Origin of the sequence: Pseudomonas sp. BRG-100, assembly GCF_000737955.1 — a bacterium.
Taxonomy (GTDB): domain Bacteria; phylum Pseudomonadota; class Gammaproteobacteria; order Pseudomonadales; family Pseudomonadaceae; genus Aquipseudomonas; species Aquipseudomonas synxantha_A.
Genome location: NZ_JPRX01000001.1, coordinates 1,233,804 through 1,248,847, shown reverse-complemented (window position 1 = coordinate 1,248,847; position 15,044 = coordinate 1,233,804). Strand labels below are relative to the sequence as shown.

14 protein-coding genes are annotated in these 15,044 nt (G+C 61.8%); 10 read left to right on the top strand and 4 right to left on the bottom strand.

Annotation, left to right across the window (positions count from 1 at the left end; genetic code table 11):
- Window position 1 precedes the first annotated feature (1 nt).
- The gene (locus JH25_RS21890) at window positions 2-2,125 is read right to left on the bottom strand and encodes a TonB-dependent receptor plug domain-containing protein (RefSeq protein WP_005786612.1); all 2,124 of its coding nucleotides are present in this window, start codon (window positions 2,123-2,125) and stop codon (window positions 2-4) included.
- 195 nt (window positions 2,126-2,320) lie between these two features.
- On the opposite strand from JH25_RS21890, the gene JH25_RS21895 reads away from it, so the two are divergent.
- From JH25_RS21895 to JH25_RS21935, 9 genes are all read left to right on the top strand, one after another.
- A complete protein-coding gene (locus JH25_RS21895) occupies window positions 2,321-3,346 on the top strand; it encodes an NAD(P)H-dependent glycerol-3-phosphate dehydrogenase (protein WP_005786614.1) in 1,026 nt (341 codons plus the stop codon).
- A 10-nt stretch (window positions 3,347-3,356) separates the two neighbouring features.
- Window positions 3,357-3,704, top strand: coding sequence for a DUF4389 domain-containing protein (locus JH25_RS21900; protein ID WP_032877083.1), 348 nt, complete (start codon window positions 3,357-3,359; stop codon window positions 3,702-3,704).
- Window positions 3,701-4,156, top strand: coding sequence for a phosphohistidine phosphatase SixA (sixA, locus tag JH25_RS21905; protein ID WP_032877082.1), 456 nt, complete (start codon window positions 3,701-3,703; stop codon window positions 4,154-4,156). Before JH25_RS21900 ends, sixA begins: the two co-directional genes overlap by 4 nt.
- 575 nt (window positions 4,157-4,731) lie before the next feature.
- On the top strand, window positions 4,732-6,381 hold the full coding sequence (locus tag JH25_RS21910; RefSeq protein ID WP_032877081.1) for an AMP-binding protein: 1,650 nt from the start codon (window positions 4,732-4,734) through the stop codon (window positions 6,379-6,381).
- 30 nt (window positions 6,382-6,411) lie between these two features.
- Window positions 6,412-6,855: a hotdog fold thioesterase gene (locus JH25_RS21915; RefSeq protein ID WP_032877080.1), complete on the top strand. Its 444-nt coding sequence runs from the start codon at window positions 6,412-6,414 to the stop codon at window positions 6,853-6,855.
- A gap of 97 nt (window positions 6,856-6,952) precedes the next feature.
- The gene (locus JH25_RS21920; protein ID WP_032877079.1) at window positions 6,953-7,756 is read left to right on the top strand and encodes an alpha/beta fold hydrolase; all 804 of its coding nucleotides are present in this window, start codon (window positions 6,953-6,955) and stop codon (window positions 7,754-7,756) included.
- The gene (locus JH25_RS21925; RefSeq protein WP_032877078.1) at window positions 7,753-8,607 is read left to right on the top strand and encodes an alpha/beta hydrolase; all 855 of its coding nucleotides are present in this window, start codon (window positions 7,753-7,755) and stop codon (window positions 8,605-8,607) included. Before JH25_RS21920 ends, JH25_RS21925 begins: the two co-directional genes overlap by 4 nt.
- A gap of 102 nt (window positions 8,608-8,709) precedes the next feature.
- Window positions 8,710-9,528 carry a DUF4892 domain-containing protein gene (locus JH25_RS21930; RefSeq protein WP_032877077.1) on the top strand — a complete coding sequence of 273 codons (819 nt, stop codon included), beginning with the start codon at window positions 8,710-8,712 and terminating at the stop codon, window positions 9,526-9,528.
- A 72-nt stretch (window positions 9,529-9,600) separates the two neighbouring features.
- On the top strand, window positions 9,601-10,665 hold the full coding sequence (locus tag JH25_RS21935; protein ID WP_005786630.1) for an AI-2E family transporter: 1,065 nt from the start codon (window positions 9,601-9,603) through the stop codon (window positions 10,663-10,665).
- Between the two features lie 460 nt (window positions 10,666-11,125).
- Here the strand turns inward: JH25_RS21935 and JH25_RS21940 are convergent, their stop codons facing one another.
- Together JH25_RS21940 and JH25_RS21945 are read right to left on the bottom strand one after the other, a co-directional pair.
- Complete coding sequence (locus JH25_RS21940; RefSeq protein ID WP_032877076.1) at window positions 11,126-12,160, bottom strand: sensor histidine kinase; 1,035 nt, start codon at window positions 12,158-12,160, stop codon at window positions 11,126-11,128.
- On the bottom strand, window positions 12,160-12,924 hold the full coding sequence (locus JH25_RS21945) for a response regulator (RefSeq protein WP_032877075.1): 765 nt from the start codon (window positions 12,922-12,924) through the stop codon (window positions 12,160-12,162). Before JH25_RS21945 ends, JH25_RS21940 begins: the two co-directional genes overlap by 1 nt.
- Before the next feature lie 257 nt (window positions 12,925-13,181).
- Here JH25_RS21945 and pyrF point away from each other — a divergent pair, with 257 nt between their 5' ends.
- A complete protein-coding gene (pyrF, locus tag JH25_RS21950; RefSeq protein ID WP_005786636.1) occupies window positions 13,182-13,880 on the top strand; it encodes an orotidine-5'-phosphate decarboxylase in 699 nt (232 codons plus the stop codon).
- Window positions 13,881-13,941: 61 nt separating this feature from the next.
- On the opposite strand, the gene JH25_RS21955 is transcribed toward pyrF, so the two are convergent.
- Window positions 13,942-14,949 carry an NADP-dependent oxidoreductase gene (locus JH25_RS21955; protein ID WP_032877074.1) on the bottom strand — a complete coding sequence of 336 codons (1,008 nt, stop codon included), beginning with the start codon at window positions 14,947-14,949 and terminating at the stop codon, window positions 13,942-13,944.
- Between the last annotated feature and the right edge of the window lie 95 nt (window positions 14,950-15,044).

Genomic DNA, 15,044 nt, shown 5'->3' with positions numbered 1-15,044 from the left:
GTCAGAAGTCCAGCTCGGCGCTGAAGTAGAGAACGTGACGATGGTCGTAATTATTGTCGGCCCAGGTGGTGGGCTGGTCATCAAGGCGTTGCTGCAACATGCCGGCCAGCTCCACATTGGTTTTGCCCACGGCAATGCGTTTGGCTACCCGCAGGTCGACCCGTTGGAAGCGATACTGGTTAAGAGCGTCGTCGCCATAGTAGAACAGGGCGCTGGACCACCCTTGGCCCCACTCGCGCAGCCAACCGGCCGAGCCGCTGTTGCGCGCGGTTTGCGCCTTGTCCCGTGGGTTGCTGGAAGTAGCGTCGACATAAGCGTAGGTCAGGCGCAGGCGGTCGGTGTTGCTCATGCGCCAGTCGAACTGTGATTCGGCACCGGTAAAGCGCGAGCTGTTGGCGTTGCTGGCGATGTATTGGTTGTTGCGCAGCGGCGAGCTGATCATGTCGGTGATTTCGTCATAGAACAGCTTCACGTCGACATTCAGCCCCAGGTCGGCAAAGAACCCGTTGTAGCCCAGTTCTCGGGAGCGCATCAACTCTTTGTCGAGGTCGCCAGGGCCGCGCGTCACGACAAAATATTGCCCGGAGTTTTGTCCGTAGGCCGGGGAGCTGAGGTTGTTGACGCGGTAGCTCCAATTGACGTTGTTCTCGAACATGTCCGGCGAGCGGATCGCCTCGGAGTAAACCGCCCGCAACCCGTGACGCGGGTTGATCAGGTAATTGACCGCCACACGCGGCGTCAGTGAGTCGCCGCTCAGGTGACTGTCTTCGTACATGGCGCCACCCTGCAGCAGCCAGTGTTCGCTGGCCCGCCATTCCAGGTGCCCGAACAGGCGCCAGGTGGTGTCGTCCAGGGTTCCATTGAAGTAGGTGTCCGAGTCGGCGCGGTCATAGCGATAGTTGATGCCGCTGACCAGGCGCAAGCTGTCGGATAGGCTGAAGGTGTCCTGGATCTCCACGTCGTAGCGGCTTTCGCGGGTGCTTTGGTCGATATCGCCGCAGACGGTGTCCTTGCCGCCGTGGTTCTTCCATTGATCCAGCACCTGGTTGGCCAATGCCTGCTCGGCGGCGCTTCCCGGGGGTGGAGAGCCTTGGCTGTAGGTGTCCATGTGCCGCGCCAACAGTTCGGCATAGTTGGGGTTCAGTTGCCACAACTGGGTCAGCTGCGGGCTGAACGAGACCTTGGCATCACAGGCTTTCCAGACCTGTCGGCGGTCCCATTGCTGGGCTGAACCCTGGATATACAGACTGTGATCGGGATTGAAGTCGAAATTCCAGCGCAAAGAGCCAGCGTAGTCCTTGGCGACAACATCGGAATTGCTGCCGCCTTCGCTGATCCCGTCAAACACCGGGGTGTAGGTATAAGGGCGCTGATTGGTGCCTTCCTTGGCATTGAGTTGCCAGTCGATACTTTGTTGCGCGTTCAGCGTCTGGCTCACCGCCAGGCTGAAACGGTTGAGACGGCGACCGTCACGGCGGTCGGCGCCGACCGCGTCGCTGTCAAAACCGTCGTCCTGTTGCCCGGACAGGGATAAGCGCAAATCGCCGGTTTCCCAACCCACGCCCTGGCTGGCATAGAAGTCGTTGATCCCCCGTTCGCCGCGGGTGACCTTCACCCGCGAGCCCTGGCTGTTGGCGGGGGAACGGGTGAGGATATTGACCACCGCCATCAGTGCATTGGCGCCATAGCTGACGGTATTAGGGCCGCGAAATACCTCAATGCGTTCGATATCTTCCATGGCCACCGGGATATCGCTCCAGTCCACCGTGGCCAGGCCGGCGCGGTACACCGAACGCCCGTCGATCAGCACCTGCATCCGCCGCGCATCACTGGCGCTGGTGCCGTGGTAGTTGACCGACGCCTGGTTGCCGGTGGTATAGCCGACCATCATCCCGGGCACCAGGCGCAGCAGTTCGGCGATGTCCCGGGCGCCGCTGGCCTTGATCAGCTCACTGTCGATCACCGTCATACTGCCGGGCACGGCGGCGGCCGATTGCTTGAGGCGCGTGGCGGTCAACACCTGCGGCAGCGGCTGGCTGTCGAGAAACAGATCGTCAGCCAGGGCAGGTACGCTGCACAACAGCATCAACCATAGAGATGAGCGAGGAGGAGGGCCCAGGTACACGGCACGGCCTTGTTAATGACGGATAGCCGCCCATGTTAACTGAGGTGGGGCTATTTGCCAGTCGTCGGACTTGCAATTACTTCGTACAAACGTGGCATTTTCCGACAAGTGCGCGAATTGATACGGGGGCTGGCCGCAAGCCGGGCGGCCCGTATAATGCCGCCATCGCCATTGGTATGGATTAACGGATTGCATATGACTCAACAGCGCCCTATTGCGGTCCTGGGAGGCGGAAGTTTTGGCACCGCCGTGGCTAACCTGCTGGCCGAGAACGGCCACGCCGTGCGTCAGTGGATGCGCGACCCTGAGCAGGCTGAAGCCATTCGCGTGCACCGGGAAAACCCCCGCTACCTTAAAGGCATCAAGATTCATCCAGCTGTCGAACCGGTTACCGACCTGCTGGAAACGCTCACTGCGTGCGACCTGTGCTTCGTCGCGCTGCCCTCCAGTGCGTTGCGCTCAGTGCTGGCGCCGCACGCCGAGCGCCTGGCAGGCAAGTTGCTGGTCAGCCTGACCAAAGGCATTGAGGCCCAGACCTTCAAACTGATGAGTGAAATCCTCACCGAGATTGCCCCACTGGCCCGCATTGGCGTGCTGTCCGGCCCGAACCTGGCGCGGGAGGTGGCCGAACACGCCTTGACCGCCACGGTGGTTGCCAGTGAAGACGACGCCTTGTGTGAGCAGGTACAGGCCGTGCTGCATGGCCGCACCTTCCGGGTCTACGCCAGCGCCGATCGCTTTGGTGTCGAGTTGGGCGGGGCGTTGAAAAACGTCTACGCGATCATTGCCGGCATGGCCGTCGCCTTGGGCATGGGTGAAAACACCAAGAGTATGCTGATCACCCGTGCGCTGGCCGAGATGACCCGCTTTGCGGTGAACCAGGGTGCCAACCCGATGACGTTCCTGGGCCTTGCGGGCGTGGGTGACTTGATCGTCACCTGCTCATCGCCCAAAAGCCGCAACTATCAGGTAGGTTTTGCCCTGGGCCAAGGGCTGAGCCTGGAAGACGCTGTGACGCGTCTGGGTGAAGTGGCCGAAGGGGTCAACACCCTCAAGGTATTGAAGGCCAAGGCCCAGGAAGTGGGGGTGTATATGCCGCTGGTCGCCGGTTTGCACGCGATCCTGTTCGAAGGGCGCACCTTGGAGCAGGTCATCGAGTTGCTGATGCGGGCCGAGCCCAAGACCGATGTCGACTTTATTTCTACCAGTGGTTTCAACTGAGGAACGCGCCATGAACGATCCGAAAGCAGCCCCCAAATATGAGTCGATTGCCTTGCGCATTCTGTGGATGCTGGCGTTTGCGCTGGTGTGGCAGGTGGCGCAATTGCTGCTCGGCGCGTTGGTGGTGGTGCAATTGATTTACCGGCTTGTCTACGGTGCGCCGAACCTGGGCCTGATGAATTTTGGCGATAGCCTCAGCCAGTTCCTGGCGCAGATCGGCCGCTTCGGTAGCTTCCACACCGACCAAAAGCCTTGGCCGTTTGCCGATTGGCCAGCCCCGCGTGCACCCGAAGGCGAAGCCGCCCACAGCGTGCCGCCAGCACCGCACCCGGTGCGTGATGAAGAGCCAAAGCTATGAAGTTGTGGGTTTTGCGCCACGGGGAGGCCCAGGTGCACGCCCGCACGGACGCTGAACGCAATCTTACCGAGCATGGCCGTGCCGAAGTATTGCTCAGCGCTGCGCACCTGATCGGGCAGCCTCTCAGTGCCATCATCGCCAGCCCTTATGTGCGGGCGCAGCAGACGGCTCAATTGGTGCGCGGAGTTTTGGGGTTCGAGCCGGATGTGCGCACGGTGCCGTGGCTGACGCCTGATGGTGATGTTCAGCAGGTGCTGAGGGAGCTTGATACTGATGACAACGTGTTGCTGGTCAGCCATCAGCCTTTGGTGGGCAGTTTGATCAGCTTTTTGCAGCATGGGCATCAGCGCCAGCCACAGCCGATGTATACGGCCAGCCTGGCGGAGCTTGAGGGGGATTTTCCGCTGGCGGGTTTGATGAGTCTGGTGGGGGTGAAGAATCCCGAGGCATAAGGGGCGAGGCTGGGCCTGTGGCGAGGGAGCTTGCTCCCGTGACGACCTGCCAATCGACGCTTGTCTGCCCGACACTCCATGATCCAACTGTGGGAGCGGGCTTGCTCGCGAAGGCGGCCTTGTAGCCGACGGGGGGCTTGGATCAGACCGAGTACATATCTATTGCTGCGGTAACGGCTGATATTGGTTCCGCTCTTACAGCGGGTCACTTTCGAAAAGCGCGAAAGTAACCAAAGCGCTCTTGCCCCACCACTCGGCACCTCGCTTAGGCTCGGTGTGCCCGTAATCCGCCATGGATTTGGGGGGCCGCCGCCACGCGCCATCCATGGCGCGGGGCGGCTAAACCGGCATCCCTGCCGGTTTACCCCCCAAATCCCTGTCGAATTCCGGCCAGCGTGGTTTGACGGGGCGCCTGAGATCAAAAGCAGATCAAGAGCAAGAGCGGCTCGCTTCGCATCGTGGTTACGGTTGGCTGTTCTGTGTTCCCTGAGAAATGGTTGGCTTTGTGTGTGCTATACAGTCAGCCAAGCAAGTGCTTGGTTGGCTGTATCTCGGATCACAAAGGAGCGCGTCCCATGCCTGTCGCTTTTCGTTTGCCGTTGCAGGTCTTCTTCGAGCGTGAAGCGCGGCACCCGCGTAAGGTTTTTCTGGTGCAGCCCATTGACGGTGGCGAGGTGCAGACCCTCACCTGGGGCGATGTCGGCCACCAGGCCCGGTGCGCTGCCCACTGGTTGCGTGCACGTGACTTGCCCCAAGGTTCGCACATCGCCCTGATCTCGAAAAACTGCGCACACTGGATCATCGCCGACCTGGCGATCTGGATGGCCGGGCACGTTTCGGTGCCGCTTTATCCCAACCTCACCGCTGACTCTGTCGCCCATGTGCTGACCCATTCCGAGGCGGCGTTGGCGTTGATCGGCAAGCTCGATGACTGGCCGGCAATGGCGCCGGGTGTGCCAGCGGGTGTGCCAACCATTAGCCTGCCGCTGTGCCCGGCGGGGACGTTCGATTTCAGCTGGGCGGACCTGCAAGCCTGCTCACCGATCCAGGACCACCCCGAACCCCTTGGCTCGACACTGGCCACCATCGTCTACACCTCCGGGACGACCGGTTTGCCGAAGGGTGTGATGCAAACGTTCGGGGCACTGGGCTTCGCTGCCACCCGCGGCACCGAGTTGTTCGGCCTGGGGGAGGGCGATCGGTTGCTGTCCTACCTGCCGCTGTGCCACGTCGCCGAACGCATGTTTGTGGAAATGGCGGCGATCTACACCGGGCAAACCGTATTTTTTGCGCAAAACCTGGATACCTTCCTGCAAGATTTGCGCAGGGCACGGCCGACGGCCTTGTTTGGCGTGCCACGTATCTGGACCAGGTTCCAGTTGGGTGTCTATGCCAAGATCCCGGAAAAACGCCTCGACACCCTGTTACGCCTGCCTTTTATCGGCAAGCGCGTCGGTCATAAAGTGCTCGCGGGACTGGGGCTGGATGCACTGCGTATTGCCCTGTCCGGTGCGGCACCCGTGCCCGAGGCCTTGCTGGGTTGGTATCAGCGCCTTGGCCTGGACGTGCTGGAGGTGTACGGCATGAGCGAAAACTGCGGCTATTCCCATGTATGCCGCCCCGGTGCACAGACGCTGGGTTGGATTGGCCTGCCCTGCCCAGGCGTAGAAGTGCGCATCGACCCATCAGGCGAAGTGCAGGTACGCAGCGGCGCGACCATGCTGGGCTACTTCAAGGACCCGCAAAAAACCGCTGAGACCCTTACCGAAGATGGCTTCCTGCGTACCGGCGACAAGGGTGAGCAGGACGCAGACGGCCGTCTGCGCTTGACCGGGCGCCTCAAGGAGATTTTCAAGACCAGCAAAGGCAAATACGTGGCCCCGGCGCCGATTGAAAATCGCCTGGCCGAACATGCACGCATCGAACAGGTGTGTGTAGTCGGCGAGGGGCTTGGCGCACCGATCGGGCTATGCGTGTTGTCGGCACAGGGCCAAGCCCGCCAAACGCTTGAAACCCACCTTGACCACTGGCTGGCACAGGTCAACGCCGGGCTGGATAAACATGAGCGCTTGCGCCAATTGGTGGTGGTGAAAGACAACTGGGCGGTGGAAAACGGCTTTCTCACGCCGACCTTGAAGATCAAGCGCAACGTGATCGAGTCGACGTACGGGCCACATTTGCATACTTGGAGCGAGCGCGCTGAAACCGTTCTGTGGCAGGATTAGGATCGTAATAAAACCAACAAGGACAACCCTATGAGCCTGTGGCGCACCCAACCGAATATCGAACAACTCAACGCGATCCAGAAAAACACCATCGGTGAGTTGCTCGATATTCGTTTCGAAAGCTTCGACGAGCACTCCCTCACTGCCAGCATGGCGGTCGATCACCGCACCCATCAGCCCTACGGCCTGCTGCACGGTGGCGCCTCGGTGGTGTTGGCCGAGAGCGTCGGCTCCATGGCTGCTTACCTGTGCATCGATGCCAGCAAGTTTTATTGCGTGGGCCTTGAGGTCAATGCCAACCACCTGCGTGGCGTGCGCAGCGGGCGGGTGACGGCGGTGGCCAAGGCCATTCATATCGGGCGCACTACACAGGTATGGGATATCCGCCTGAGCAGCGATGATGGCAAGGCCAGTTGCGTCTCGCGCCTGACCATGGCCGTGGTGCCGCTGGGCGAAAACCCGCCGGCACGATAGGCGTGGCGTGAGTGTCATCATTCCTGGCAGTTACAGTCATTGCTGTAGGCGGCCGGTATGGTGACAATCAACCTCTGTTTTTATCGATGGAACCTGTATGTCGCAGCACGTGTTTTTTACCCACGCCAATGGCTTCCCTTCGGCCACCTACGGCAAGCTGTTTGCCGCGCTGGCCCCGGAATATACGGTGGCGCATCTGCCCCAGCACGGTCACGACCCCAGGTTCCCGGTGGATGATAACTGGCAGAACCTGGTGGACGAGTTGATCCACCACCTTGAGCAACAGCCGGAACCCGTGTGGGGTGTCGGCCATTCCCTCGGTGGCGTGCTGCATTTGTACGCGGCCATGCGTTGCCCGCAGTTGTACCGTGGCGTGGTGATGTTGGATTCGCCGGTGCTCACCCGTGCCGACCGCTGGGTGATCCGCGCCGCCAAGCGCTTTGGTTTTATCGACCGCCTGACCCCGGCCGGACGTACCCTTGGCCGGCGTGAAGAATTCACCGACCTGGACACCGCGCGCAGCTACTTCGCCGGCAAAACCCTGTTTCGTGGCTTCGACCCCGAATGCTTTGACGCGTATTTGCAGCATGGCTTGCAGCAAGTCGGCGACCGCCTGCGCCTGCGCTTCGACCCGGCCACCGAAATCAGCATCTACCGGGGCGTGCCGCACACCAGCCCGGGCCAGGTACGCCAGCTGAAAGTGCCACTGGCCGTGGTGCGTGGTCGCCAGAGCCGAGTGGTCATGCGTCACCATGCCAGCGGCGTCGGCCGCTTGCCCATGGGCGAAATGCTCACTATGCCAGGCGGTCATATGTTCCCCCTCGAACGCCCCCAGGACACGGCTGCCTTGATCAAGAACCTGTTCGCCCGCTGGCAAGCCCGCGAGCGCAGTTGCGCATGAGTACACCGGTCGAAGAGGTTCGCCTGAGCCTGGGGCATATCGAATTGGCCGCGCACCTGTTCGGGCCCGAGGATGGCCTGCCAGTGATTGCCCTGCATGGCTGGCTGGACAACGCCAACAGTTTTGCGCGCCTGGCGCCGAAGCTGCACGGGTTGCGCATCATCGCTCTGGATATGGCTGGGCACGGGCATTCGGCCCATCGCCCGGCAGGCGCCGGTTACGCCTTGTGGGATTACGTCTACGACGTGCTGCAGGTGGCCGAACAACTGGGGTTGAAACGTTTTGCATTACTTGGCCACTCCCTGGGCGCCATCGTCTCGCTGGTGTTGGCCGGGGCGCTGCCGGAGCGAGTGACGCACCTGGGTTTGATCGACGGTGTGATCCCGCCGACCGCCAGCGGCGAGAATGCAGCCGAGCGTCTGGGCATGGCCTTGCAGGCGCAACTGAACCTGCAAGAAAAGCGCAAGCCAGTCTACAACACCCTCGAAAAAGCGGTTGAAGCGCGAATGAAGGGCGTGGTGGCGGTCAGTCGTGAAGCGGCGCAACTGCTGGCCCAGCGCGGTTTGATGCCGGTACCGGACGGTTACACCTGGCGCAGCGACAGTCGCCTGACCCTGGCATCGCCGATGCGTCTGACCGATGAACAGGCCATGGCTTTTGTGCGTCGCGTCAGTTGCCCGGCGCAGTTGGTGGTGGCGGCTGACGGCATGTTGGCGAAACATGCTGAATTGCTTTCTCAGCTACCCTTCAGCGTTACTACGCTGCCAGGTGGCCATCATTTGCACCTGAATGATGAGTCCGGCGCCGCTCTTGTTGCAGACTGTTTCAATCGGTTCTTCTCCACGCCTTGACTTGGCGGGGTCAACTGCCGAGGCTGGGCGGATTGAAAGGGAGTCAACCATGAACACACTCAACATCGCTGTGACCTCCATTGGCCAGGGCCTATCGATCCGATGAGCCTGGGTAAAGGATGTATCCGTGCCCTTGGCCTTTGCTGTTTCAGCCCCCTGGTGTTTGCCGCCGATGTGCCAGGCAGCCAGGATTTACCTGCCGTGTCCCGCCAGGTTGACGCGCAAATTGTCGACTATCGCCCCGCTGAAGAGAAGGAACGCATCTACCCCATGGGCGCGATTCGCAAGATCAGCGGCCAATTGCGTTATGAAGGCCAGGCCACTGCGCGCGGCCAAGCCACTGCAATCACCTATGAACTGCCTGCGGAGCACAGCTCCAGCGCCGCCTTTACTGCAACGCGTGAAGCTTTGCAGGCCAAGGGCGCGCAGCTGTTGTTCTGGTGCCAGGCCCGCGATTGCGGCGAGAGCAGCCTGTGGGCCAATGAAGTGTTCGGCAACGCCAAGCTGGTGGGGGCCGACGGCCAGCAGGAATACCTGCTACTGCGCCTGGCCACCCCGCAGAACAACTCGCTGGTCGCGCTGTACGGCATTACTCGCGGCAACCGACGCGCTTACCTGCATGTGGAGCAACTCGATGCCAGCGCGCCCTTGGGCGATCTGCTACCCACCTCGGCCACCCTGCTGCGAGAGCTCAAAAGCACGGGCGAGCTGGATCTCCCTGCATTGGCCGCTGAGCCTGATGACACCTGGCTGACCTTGATTTCCCGTGGGTTGAACCTTGATACCACCTTGCGCGTGAGCCTGACCGGCCCGAAAGCCGAGGCCTGGCGCCAGGCCCTGGTCGACAAGGGCGTACGCGCCGCACGCCTGGAAACCGGCAGCGGTGACGCTAAGGGTTTGCACCTGCATCTGATACGCTGACCGTTACAAGGCGAACGGACCCGTGCCGTTCGCCTAAGCTCTCTTCCTACAGCCTTATTCTCGAGATACCCGATGCTCAATAACGATCGCCTGCTGGTGCAAATCCTGCTGCTGGTGCTGTTTGGCGCCAGCTTCTGGGTCATGGCGCCGTTCTGGTCGGCGCTGTTCTGGGGTGCGGTGCTGGCGTTTGCCAGTTGGCCGCTGATGCGTTTGCTCACTCGCTGGCTGGGCGGACGGGAGTCCCTGGCTGCTGGCATCCTGACCTTGGGCTGGATGCTGCTGGTGGCGGTGCCGCTGGTGTGGCTGGGGTTCAACCTGGCCGACCATGTGCGCGATGCGGTGGCGCTGATCAAAGACATTCAGGTCGACGGCTTGCCCGAGGCGCCGACCTGGTTGGGCTCGATCCCGTTCGTCGGCGAGCGCCTGGTGGCGATGTGGGACAGCATTGACCAACAAGGCGCGGCGCTGATGGTCAGCATCAAGCCGTACCTCGGCCAGGTCGGCAACTGGTTGCTGGCACGCAGTGCGCAAATTGGCGGCGGTATTCTTGAGCTGACCCTGAGCCTGGTCTTCGTGTTCTTTTTCTACCGTGATGGGCCGCGCCTGGCGATGTTTGTGCACCGTCTGCTGGAGCGGCTGATCGGTGAACGTGCCGGCTATTACATCGAGCTGGTGGCCGGTACGGTGCAGCGGGTGGTCAATGGTGTGATCGGCACTGCGGCGGCCCAGGCCTTGCTGGCGCTGATCGGCTTCCTGATCGCCGGCGTGCCGGGTGCGCTGGTGCTGGGTATCGTCACTTTCCTGCTCAGCCTGATCCCCATGGGCCCGCCGCTGGTGTGGATTCCGGCCACGGCCTGGCTGGCGTGGAAGGGTGACTACACCTATGCGGTGTTCCTGGGGGTATGGGGTACGTTTGTGATCAGCGGTGTGGATAACGTGCTCAAGCCGTATCTGATCAGTCGTGGCGGTAACCTGCCGTTGGTGATTGTGCTGCTGGGGGTGTTTGGGGGGTTGATCGCCTTTGGCTTTATCGGGCTGTTTATCGGGCCGACGCTGCTGGCGGTGGCGTACAGCCTGTTGACGGACTGGAGCGCTACCCAGGCGCAAGTGCGTCGTGACGACAAGCCGTGTAATTGAGGGGCTAGGCATCAGGATGTGATGCGACGCTGCACCTGTGGGAGGGGGCTTGCTCCCGATGGCGGCCTCAGGGCCGACCAGGATGTTGGATCCGACTGAGTACATATCCGTTATTTGGGTAACGGCTGATATTGGTTCCGCTTTTACAGCGGGTCACTTTGGAAAAAGAGCCCCAAAGTAACCAAAGGGCTCTTGCCCCACCACTCGGCACCTCGCCTAGGCTCGGTGTGCCCGTAATCCGCCATGGATTTGGGGGGGCGCCGCCACGCGCCATCCATGGCGCGGGGCGGCTAAACCGGCATCCCTGCCGGTTTACCCCCCAAATCCATGTCGGATTCCGGCCAGCGTGGTTTAACGGGGCGCCTAAGATCAAAAGCAGATCAAGATCAAGAGCGGCTCGCTTCGCATCGTGGTTACCGTGGGGGCGGCAAGCTGCACAGTTGTGTAGAAGGGAGAAGCCTCAGCCCCTCGGCAACCACATCACCGCAGTCAACCCACCACCCGGCGTGTCCTCCAGGCTCAAGTGCCCGCCAAGTCGCTCGACGGCCTCTCTGGCAATGGTCATCCCCAAACCGACCCCTCCGGAATTGCGGTTGCGCGATCCCTCCAGCCGGAAGAACGGTTCGAACACTGCTTCGCGTTTATCGGCGGCGATTCCCGGGCCGTTATCGATCACTCTGATCACCAGTGCGCCACGGCTGTCGGCCAGTTCTACCCGGGCCATGCCGGCATAGCGCAGCGCGTTGTCGATCAGGTTGTTGAGGCATGAGCGCAGGGCCATGGGCTGCACTTGCAAGGGCGCGCAGGTGCCTGAGAATTGCACGTCGCAGCCCTGGTCCTGGGCGTTCTCGCTGAGGGACTCCACCAGCGCCTGCACGTCGAGCCAATGCCGCGTCTCGCTGGTGCGTTGTTCGTGCAGGTAGCTCAGGGTGGCGTCGAGCATATCGATCATGTCGTTCAGGTCCTGACGCATCTGGCCTTGCAGTTTGGTGTCTTCGATCTGTTCCAGGCGCAGTTTGAGGCGTGATAACGGGGTGCGCAGGTCGTGAGAGACCGCACCGAGCATACGTGCCCGCTGGCTGACTTGTTCGCGGATGCGCTTTTGCATCAGGTTGAAGGTCGAGGCCGCTTGCCTTGCCTCGCGCGGGCCGGATTCCACCAGCGGCGGGCTGTCGAGGTCGACGCTCAAGCGCTCGGCTGCGGCACTCAGGCGCTGGATCGGCCGGCTCAGCAGCTTGGCGCCGTACCAGGCGGCAATGATCAACGAGATGAATTGAAACGTCAGCGGTACCAGCGGGCCACCAAACCAAGGGCGAGGTTCCTTGCGCAGCGGTTTGAAGGTGCCGTCCGGTTGTTCGACGAACGCCTGGGGAAGCGGAGGCGGTGGCCGGCCGTAGTGGTGAAACCAGAAGAGCGCCAGCACGTGGGCCAGCACAATGGCCACCAGCAATAGGCCGAACAGTCGCCCGAACAGCGTATTGAAGGTGGCGCGCATCAACCGATATCCCGGGCGTCGAACAGGTAGCCTTCGCCGCGTACGGTCTTGATCAACTGCGGGGCCTTGGGGTCATCTCCCAGTTTCTGGCGCAGGCGTGATACCAGCAAGTCGATGCTGCGATCAAAGGCTTCGATGGAGCGACCACGGGCCGCATCCAGCAGTTGCTCGCGGCTCAATACGCGGCGCGGGCGTTCGATGAACACCCACAGCAAGCGAAACTCGGCGTTGGACAGCGGCACCACCAGGCCGTCATCGGCCACCAACTGGCGCAGTACGCTGTTGAGGCGCCAGGTGTCGAAGCGGATGTTGGCCCGTTGCTCGGTGCGGTCATCGCGCACCCGGCGCAGGATGGTCTGGATACGGGCCACCAGCTCCCGGGGCTCGAATGGTTTGGACATATAGTCATCAGCGCCCAGTTCCAGGCCGATGATGCGGTCGGTGGGTTCGCAGCGGGCCGTGAGCATCAGGATCGGAATGTCCGACTCGGCACGCAGCCAGCGGCACAGCGACAACCCGTCCTCGCCCGGCAGCATCAGGTCCAGTACTACCACATCGAAGGTTTCGGCTTGCATGGCTTGGCGCATGGCGGTGCCGTCGGTGACGCCCGAGGCCAGGATATTGAAGCGCGCCAGGTAGTCGATCAGCAGTTCGCGGATCGGCACGTCGTCGTCGACGATCAGCGCACGGGTGGTCCAGCGCTTGTCTTCGGCGATCGTCGTGCCTTTAGGCTCTTCGTTTACGGGGACGGAAGGGGTCTGCATAGTGCGATCATCTGCCTGAGTAGTGCTGTCAGCATAGGCGCCCAGCGCCGTGGCTGGAAATGCTGGGCGTGCGATAGTGTGCGAGGCTAGCCGGGCGGCGTGTTGAGGGCGTGTCGTGAATGTATCGACTTTGAAACAAGTGCTCGAAATCGCGTGTATCGGGCACTTGATCAGTATTTACCGATCATCGGATCCCGCAACGGCGCTGCTTGCGCTACAATCCGCGCCGATTTCGACTTGCCTGAGAGCCCATTCCAATGTCCGTCTGCCAGACTCCTATCATCGTCGCCCTGGATTACCCCACTCGTGACGCCGCACTGAAGCTGGCTGACCAGTTGGACCCCACGCTATGCCGGGTCAAGGTCGGCAAGGAACTGTTCACCAGTTGCGCGGCGGAAATCGTCGGCACCCTGCGGGACAAAGGCTTCGAAGTGTTCCTGGACCTGAAATTCCATGACATCCCCAACACCACGGCAATGGCCGTGAAGGCTGCGGCCGAAATGGGCGTGTGGATGGTCAATGTGCACTGCTCCGGCGGCTTGCGCATGATGAGCGCGTGCCGCGAAGTGCTGGAACAGCGCAGCGGCCCCAAACCGCTGCTGATCGGCGTGACCGTGCTGACCAGCATGGAACGCGAAGACCTGGCCGGTATTGGCCTGGATATCGAGCCTCAGACGCAGGTATTGCGCCTGGCGGCTCTGGCGCAGAAAGCCGGCCTCGATGGCTTGGTATGCTCGGCCCTGGAAGCCCAGGCCCTGAAGAACGCCCACCCGTCGTTGCAACTGGTGACGCCGGGTATTCGCCCGGCGGGCAGCGCGCAGGATGACCAGCGCCGTATCCTGACCCCGCGCCAGGCCCTGGATGCCGGTTCGGACTATCTGGTGATCGGCCGTCCGATCAGCCAGGCGGCGGATCCGGCCAAAGCACTGGCGGCGGTGGTTGCCGAAATCGCCTGAATGTCCCCGATATTAATGTGGTAGCGGGCTTGCTCGCTCCCACATTTAGATCAGCAGTGCGTCAGACTACTTTTAAAACCAACTTCCCGAAGTTCTCGCCGCTGAACAGCTTCATCAGCGTTTCCGGGAAGGTCTCCAGCCCCTCGACAATATCCTCCTTGCTCTTGAGCTTGCCCTGGGCCATCCAGCCGGCCATTTCCTGCCCGGCCGCCGCGAAGTTCGCCGCGTGGTCCATCACCACAAACCCTTCCATGCGCGCACGGTTGACCAGCAACGACAAGTAGTTGGCCGGACCTTTGACGGCTTCCTTGTTGTTGTATTGGCTGATCGCGCCGCAAATCACCACGCGGGCTTTGAGTGCCAGGCGGCTGAGCACGGCGTCGAGAATATCGCCGCCGACGTTATCGAAATATACGTCCACGCCTTTGGGGCACTCGCGTTTGAGGGCGGCGGGTACGTCTTCGCTTTTGTAGTCGATGGCGGCGTCAAAGCCCAGCTCATCGAGCAGGAACTTGCACTTGTCGGCACCGCCGGCAATCCCCACCACGCGGCAGCCTTTGATCTTGGCGATCTGCCCGGCGATGCTGCCCACGGCACCCGCGGCGCCGGAAATGACCACGGTGTCACCGGCTTTCGGCGCACCGGTCTCCAGCAGGGCGAAGTAAGCCGTCATGCCGGTCATGCCCAGGGCAGACAGGTAACGGGGCAGGGGCGCAAGCTTGGGGTCGACCTTGTAGAAACCACGGGGCTCGCCGAGGAAGTAATCCTGCATGCCCAGGGCGCCATTCACGTAGTCCCCCACCGCGAAGTTCGGATGGTTCGAGGCAATCACCTTGCCGACGCCCAGCGCCCGCATCACTTCGCCGATGCCGACCGGCGGGATGTAGGACTTGCCCTCATTCATCCAGCCACGCATGGCCGGGTCGAGGGACAGGTATTCATTGCGTACCAGGACCTGGCCGTCGGCAGCCGTGCCCACCGGCACTTCCTGGTAGGTGAAGGTCTCTCGCGTGGCCGCACCGACCGGGCGTTTGGCGAGCAGGAATTGGCGGTTGGTCTGGGCGGTCATGGCAAGGACTCTTTGGAAATGAATCATGAGTGATAGCCCTTCAGTGACGCCAGGGCAAGGTTGTCTGCGGGAGGCGAATGCCCGTCGATAGGCAT

Excerpts from the sequence above, each read along its gene's own strand:
- JH25_RS21895 (WP_005786614.1), top strand. The coding sequence starts at position 2,321 with ATGACTCAACAGCGCCCTATTGCGGTCCTGGGAGGCGGAAGTTTTGGC.
- JH25_RS21900 (WP_032877083.1), top strand. The coding sequence starts at position 3,357 with ATGAACGATCCGAAAGCAGCCCCCAAATATGAGTCGATTGCCTTGCGC.
- sixA (WP_032877082.1), top strand. The coding sequence starts at position 3,701 with ATGAAGTTGTGGGTTTTGCGCCACGGGGAGGCCCAGGTGCACGCCCGC.
- JH25_RS21910 (WP_032877081.1), top strand. The coding sequence starts at position 4,732 with ATGCCTGTCGCTTTTCGTTTGCCGTTGCAGGTCTTCTTCGAGCGTGAA.
- JH25_RS21915 (WP_032877080.1), top strand. The coding sequence starts at position 6,412 with ATGAGCCTGTGGCGCACCCAACCGAATATCGAACAACTCAACGCGATC.
- JH25_RS21920 (WP_032877079.1), top strand. The coding sequence starts at position 6,953 with ATGTCGCAGCACGTGTTTTTTACCCACGCCAATGGCTTCCCTTCGGCC.
- JH25_RS21925 (WP_032877078.1), top strand. The coding sequence starts at position 7,753 with ATGAGTACACCGGTCGAAGAGGTTCGCCTGAGCCTGGGGCATATCGAA.
- JH25_RS21930 (WP_032877077.1), top strand. The coding sequence starts at position 8,710 with ATGAGCCTGGGTAAAGGATGTATCCGTGCCCTTGGCCTTTGCTGTTTC.
- JH25_RS21935 (WP_005786630.1), top strand. The coding sequence starts at position 9,601 with ATGCTCAATAACGATCGCCTGCTGGTGCAAATCCTGCTGCTGGTGCTG.
- JH25_RS21940 (WP_032877076.1), bottom strand. The coding sequence starts at position 12,160 with ATGCGCGCCACCTTCAATACGCTGTTCGGGCGACTGTTCGGCCTATTG.
- JH25_RS21945 (WP_032877075.1), bottom strand. The coding sequence starts at position 12,924 with ATGCAGACCCCTTCCGTCCCCGTAAACGAAGAGCCTAAAGGCACGACG.
- pyrF (WP_005786636.1), top strand. The coding sequence starts at position 13,182 with ATGTCCGTCTGCCAGACTCCTATCATCGTCGCCCTGGATTACCCCACT.
- JH25_RS21955 (WP_032877074.1), bottom strand. The coding sequence starts at position 14,949 with ATGACCGCCCAGACCAACCGCCAATTCCTGCTCGCCAAACGCCCGGTC.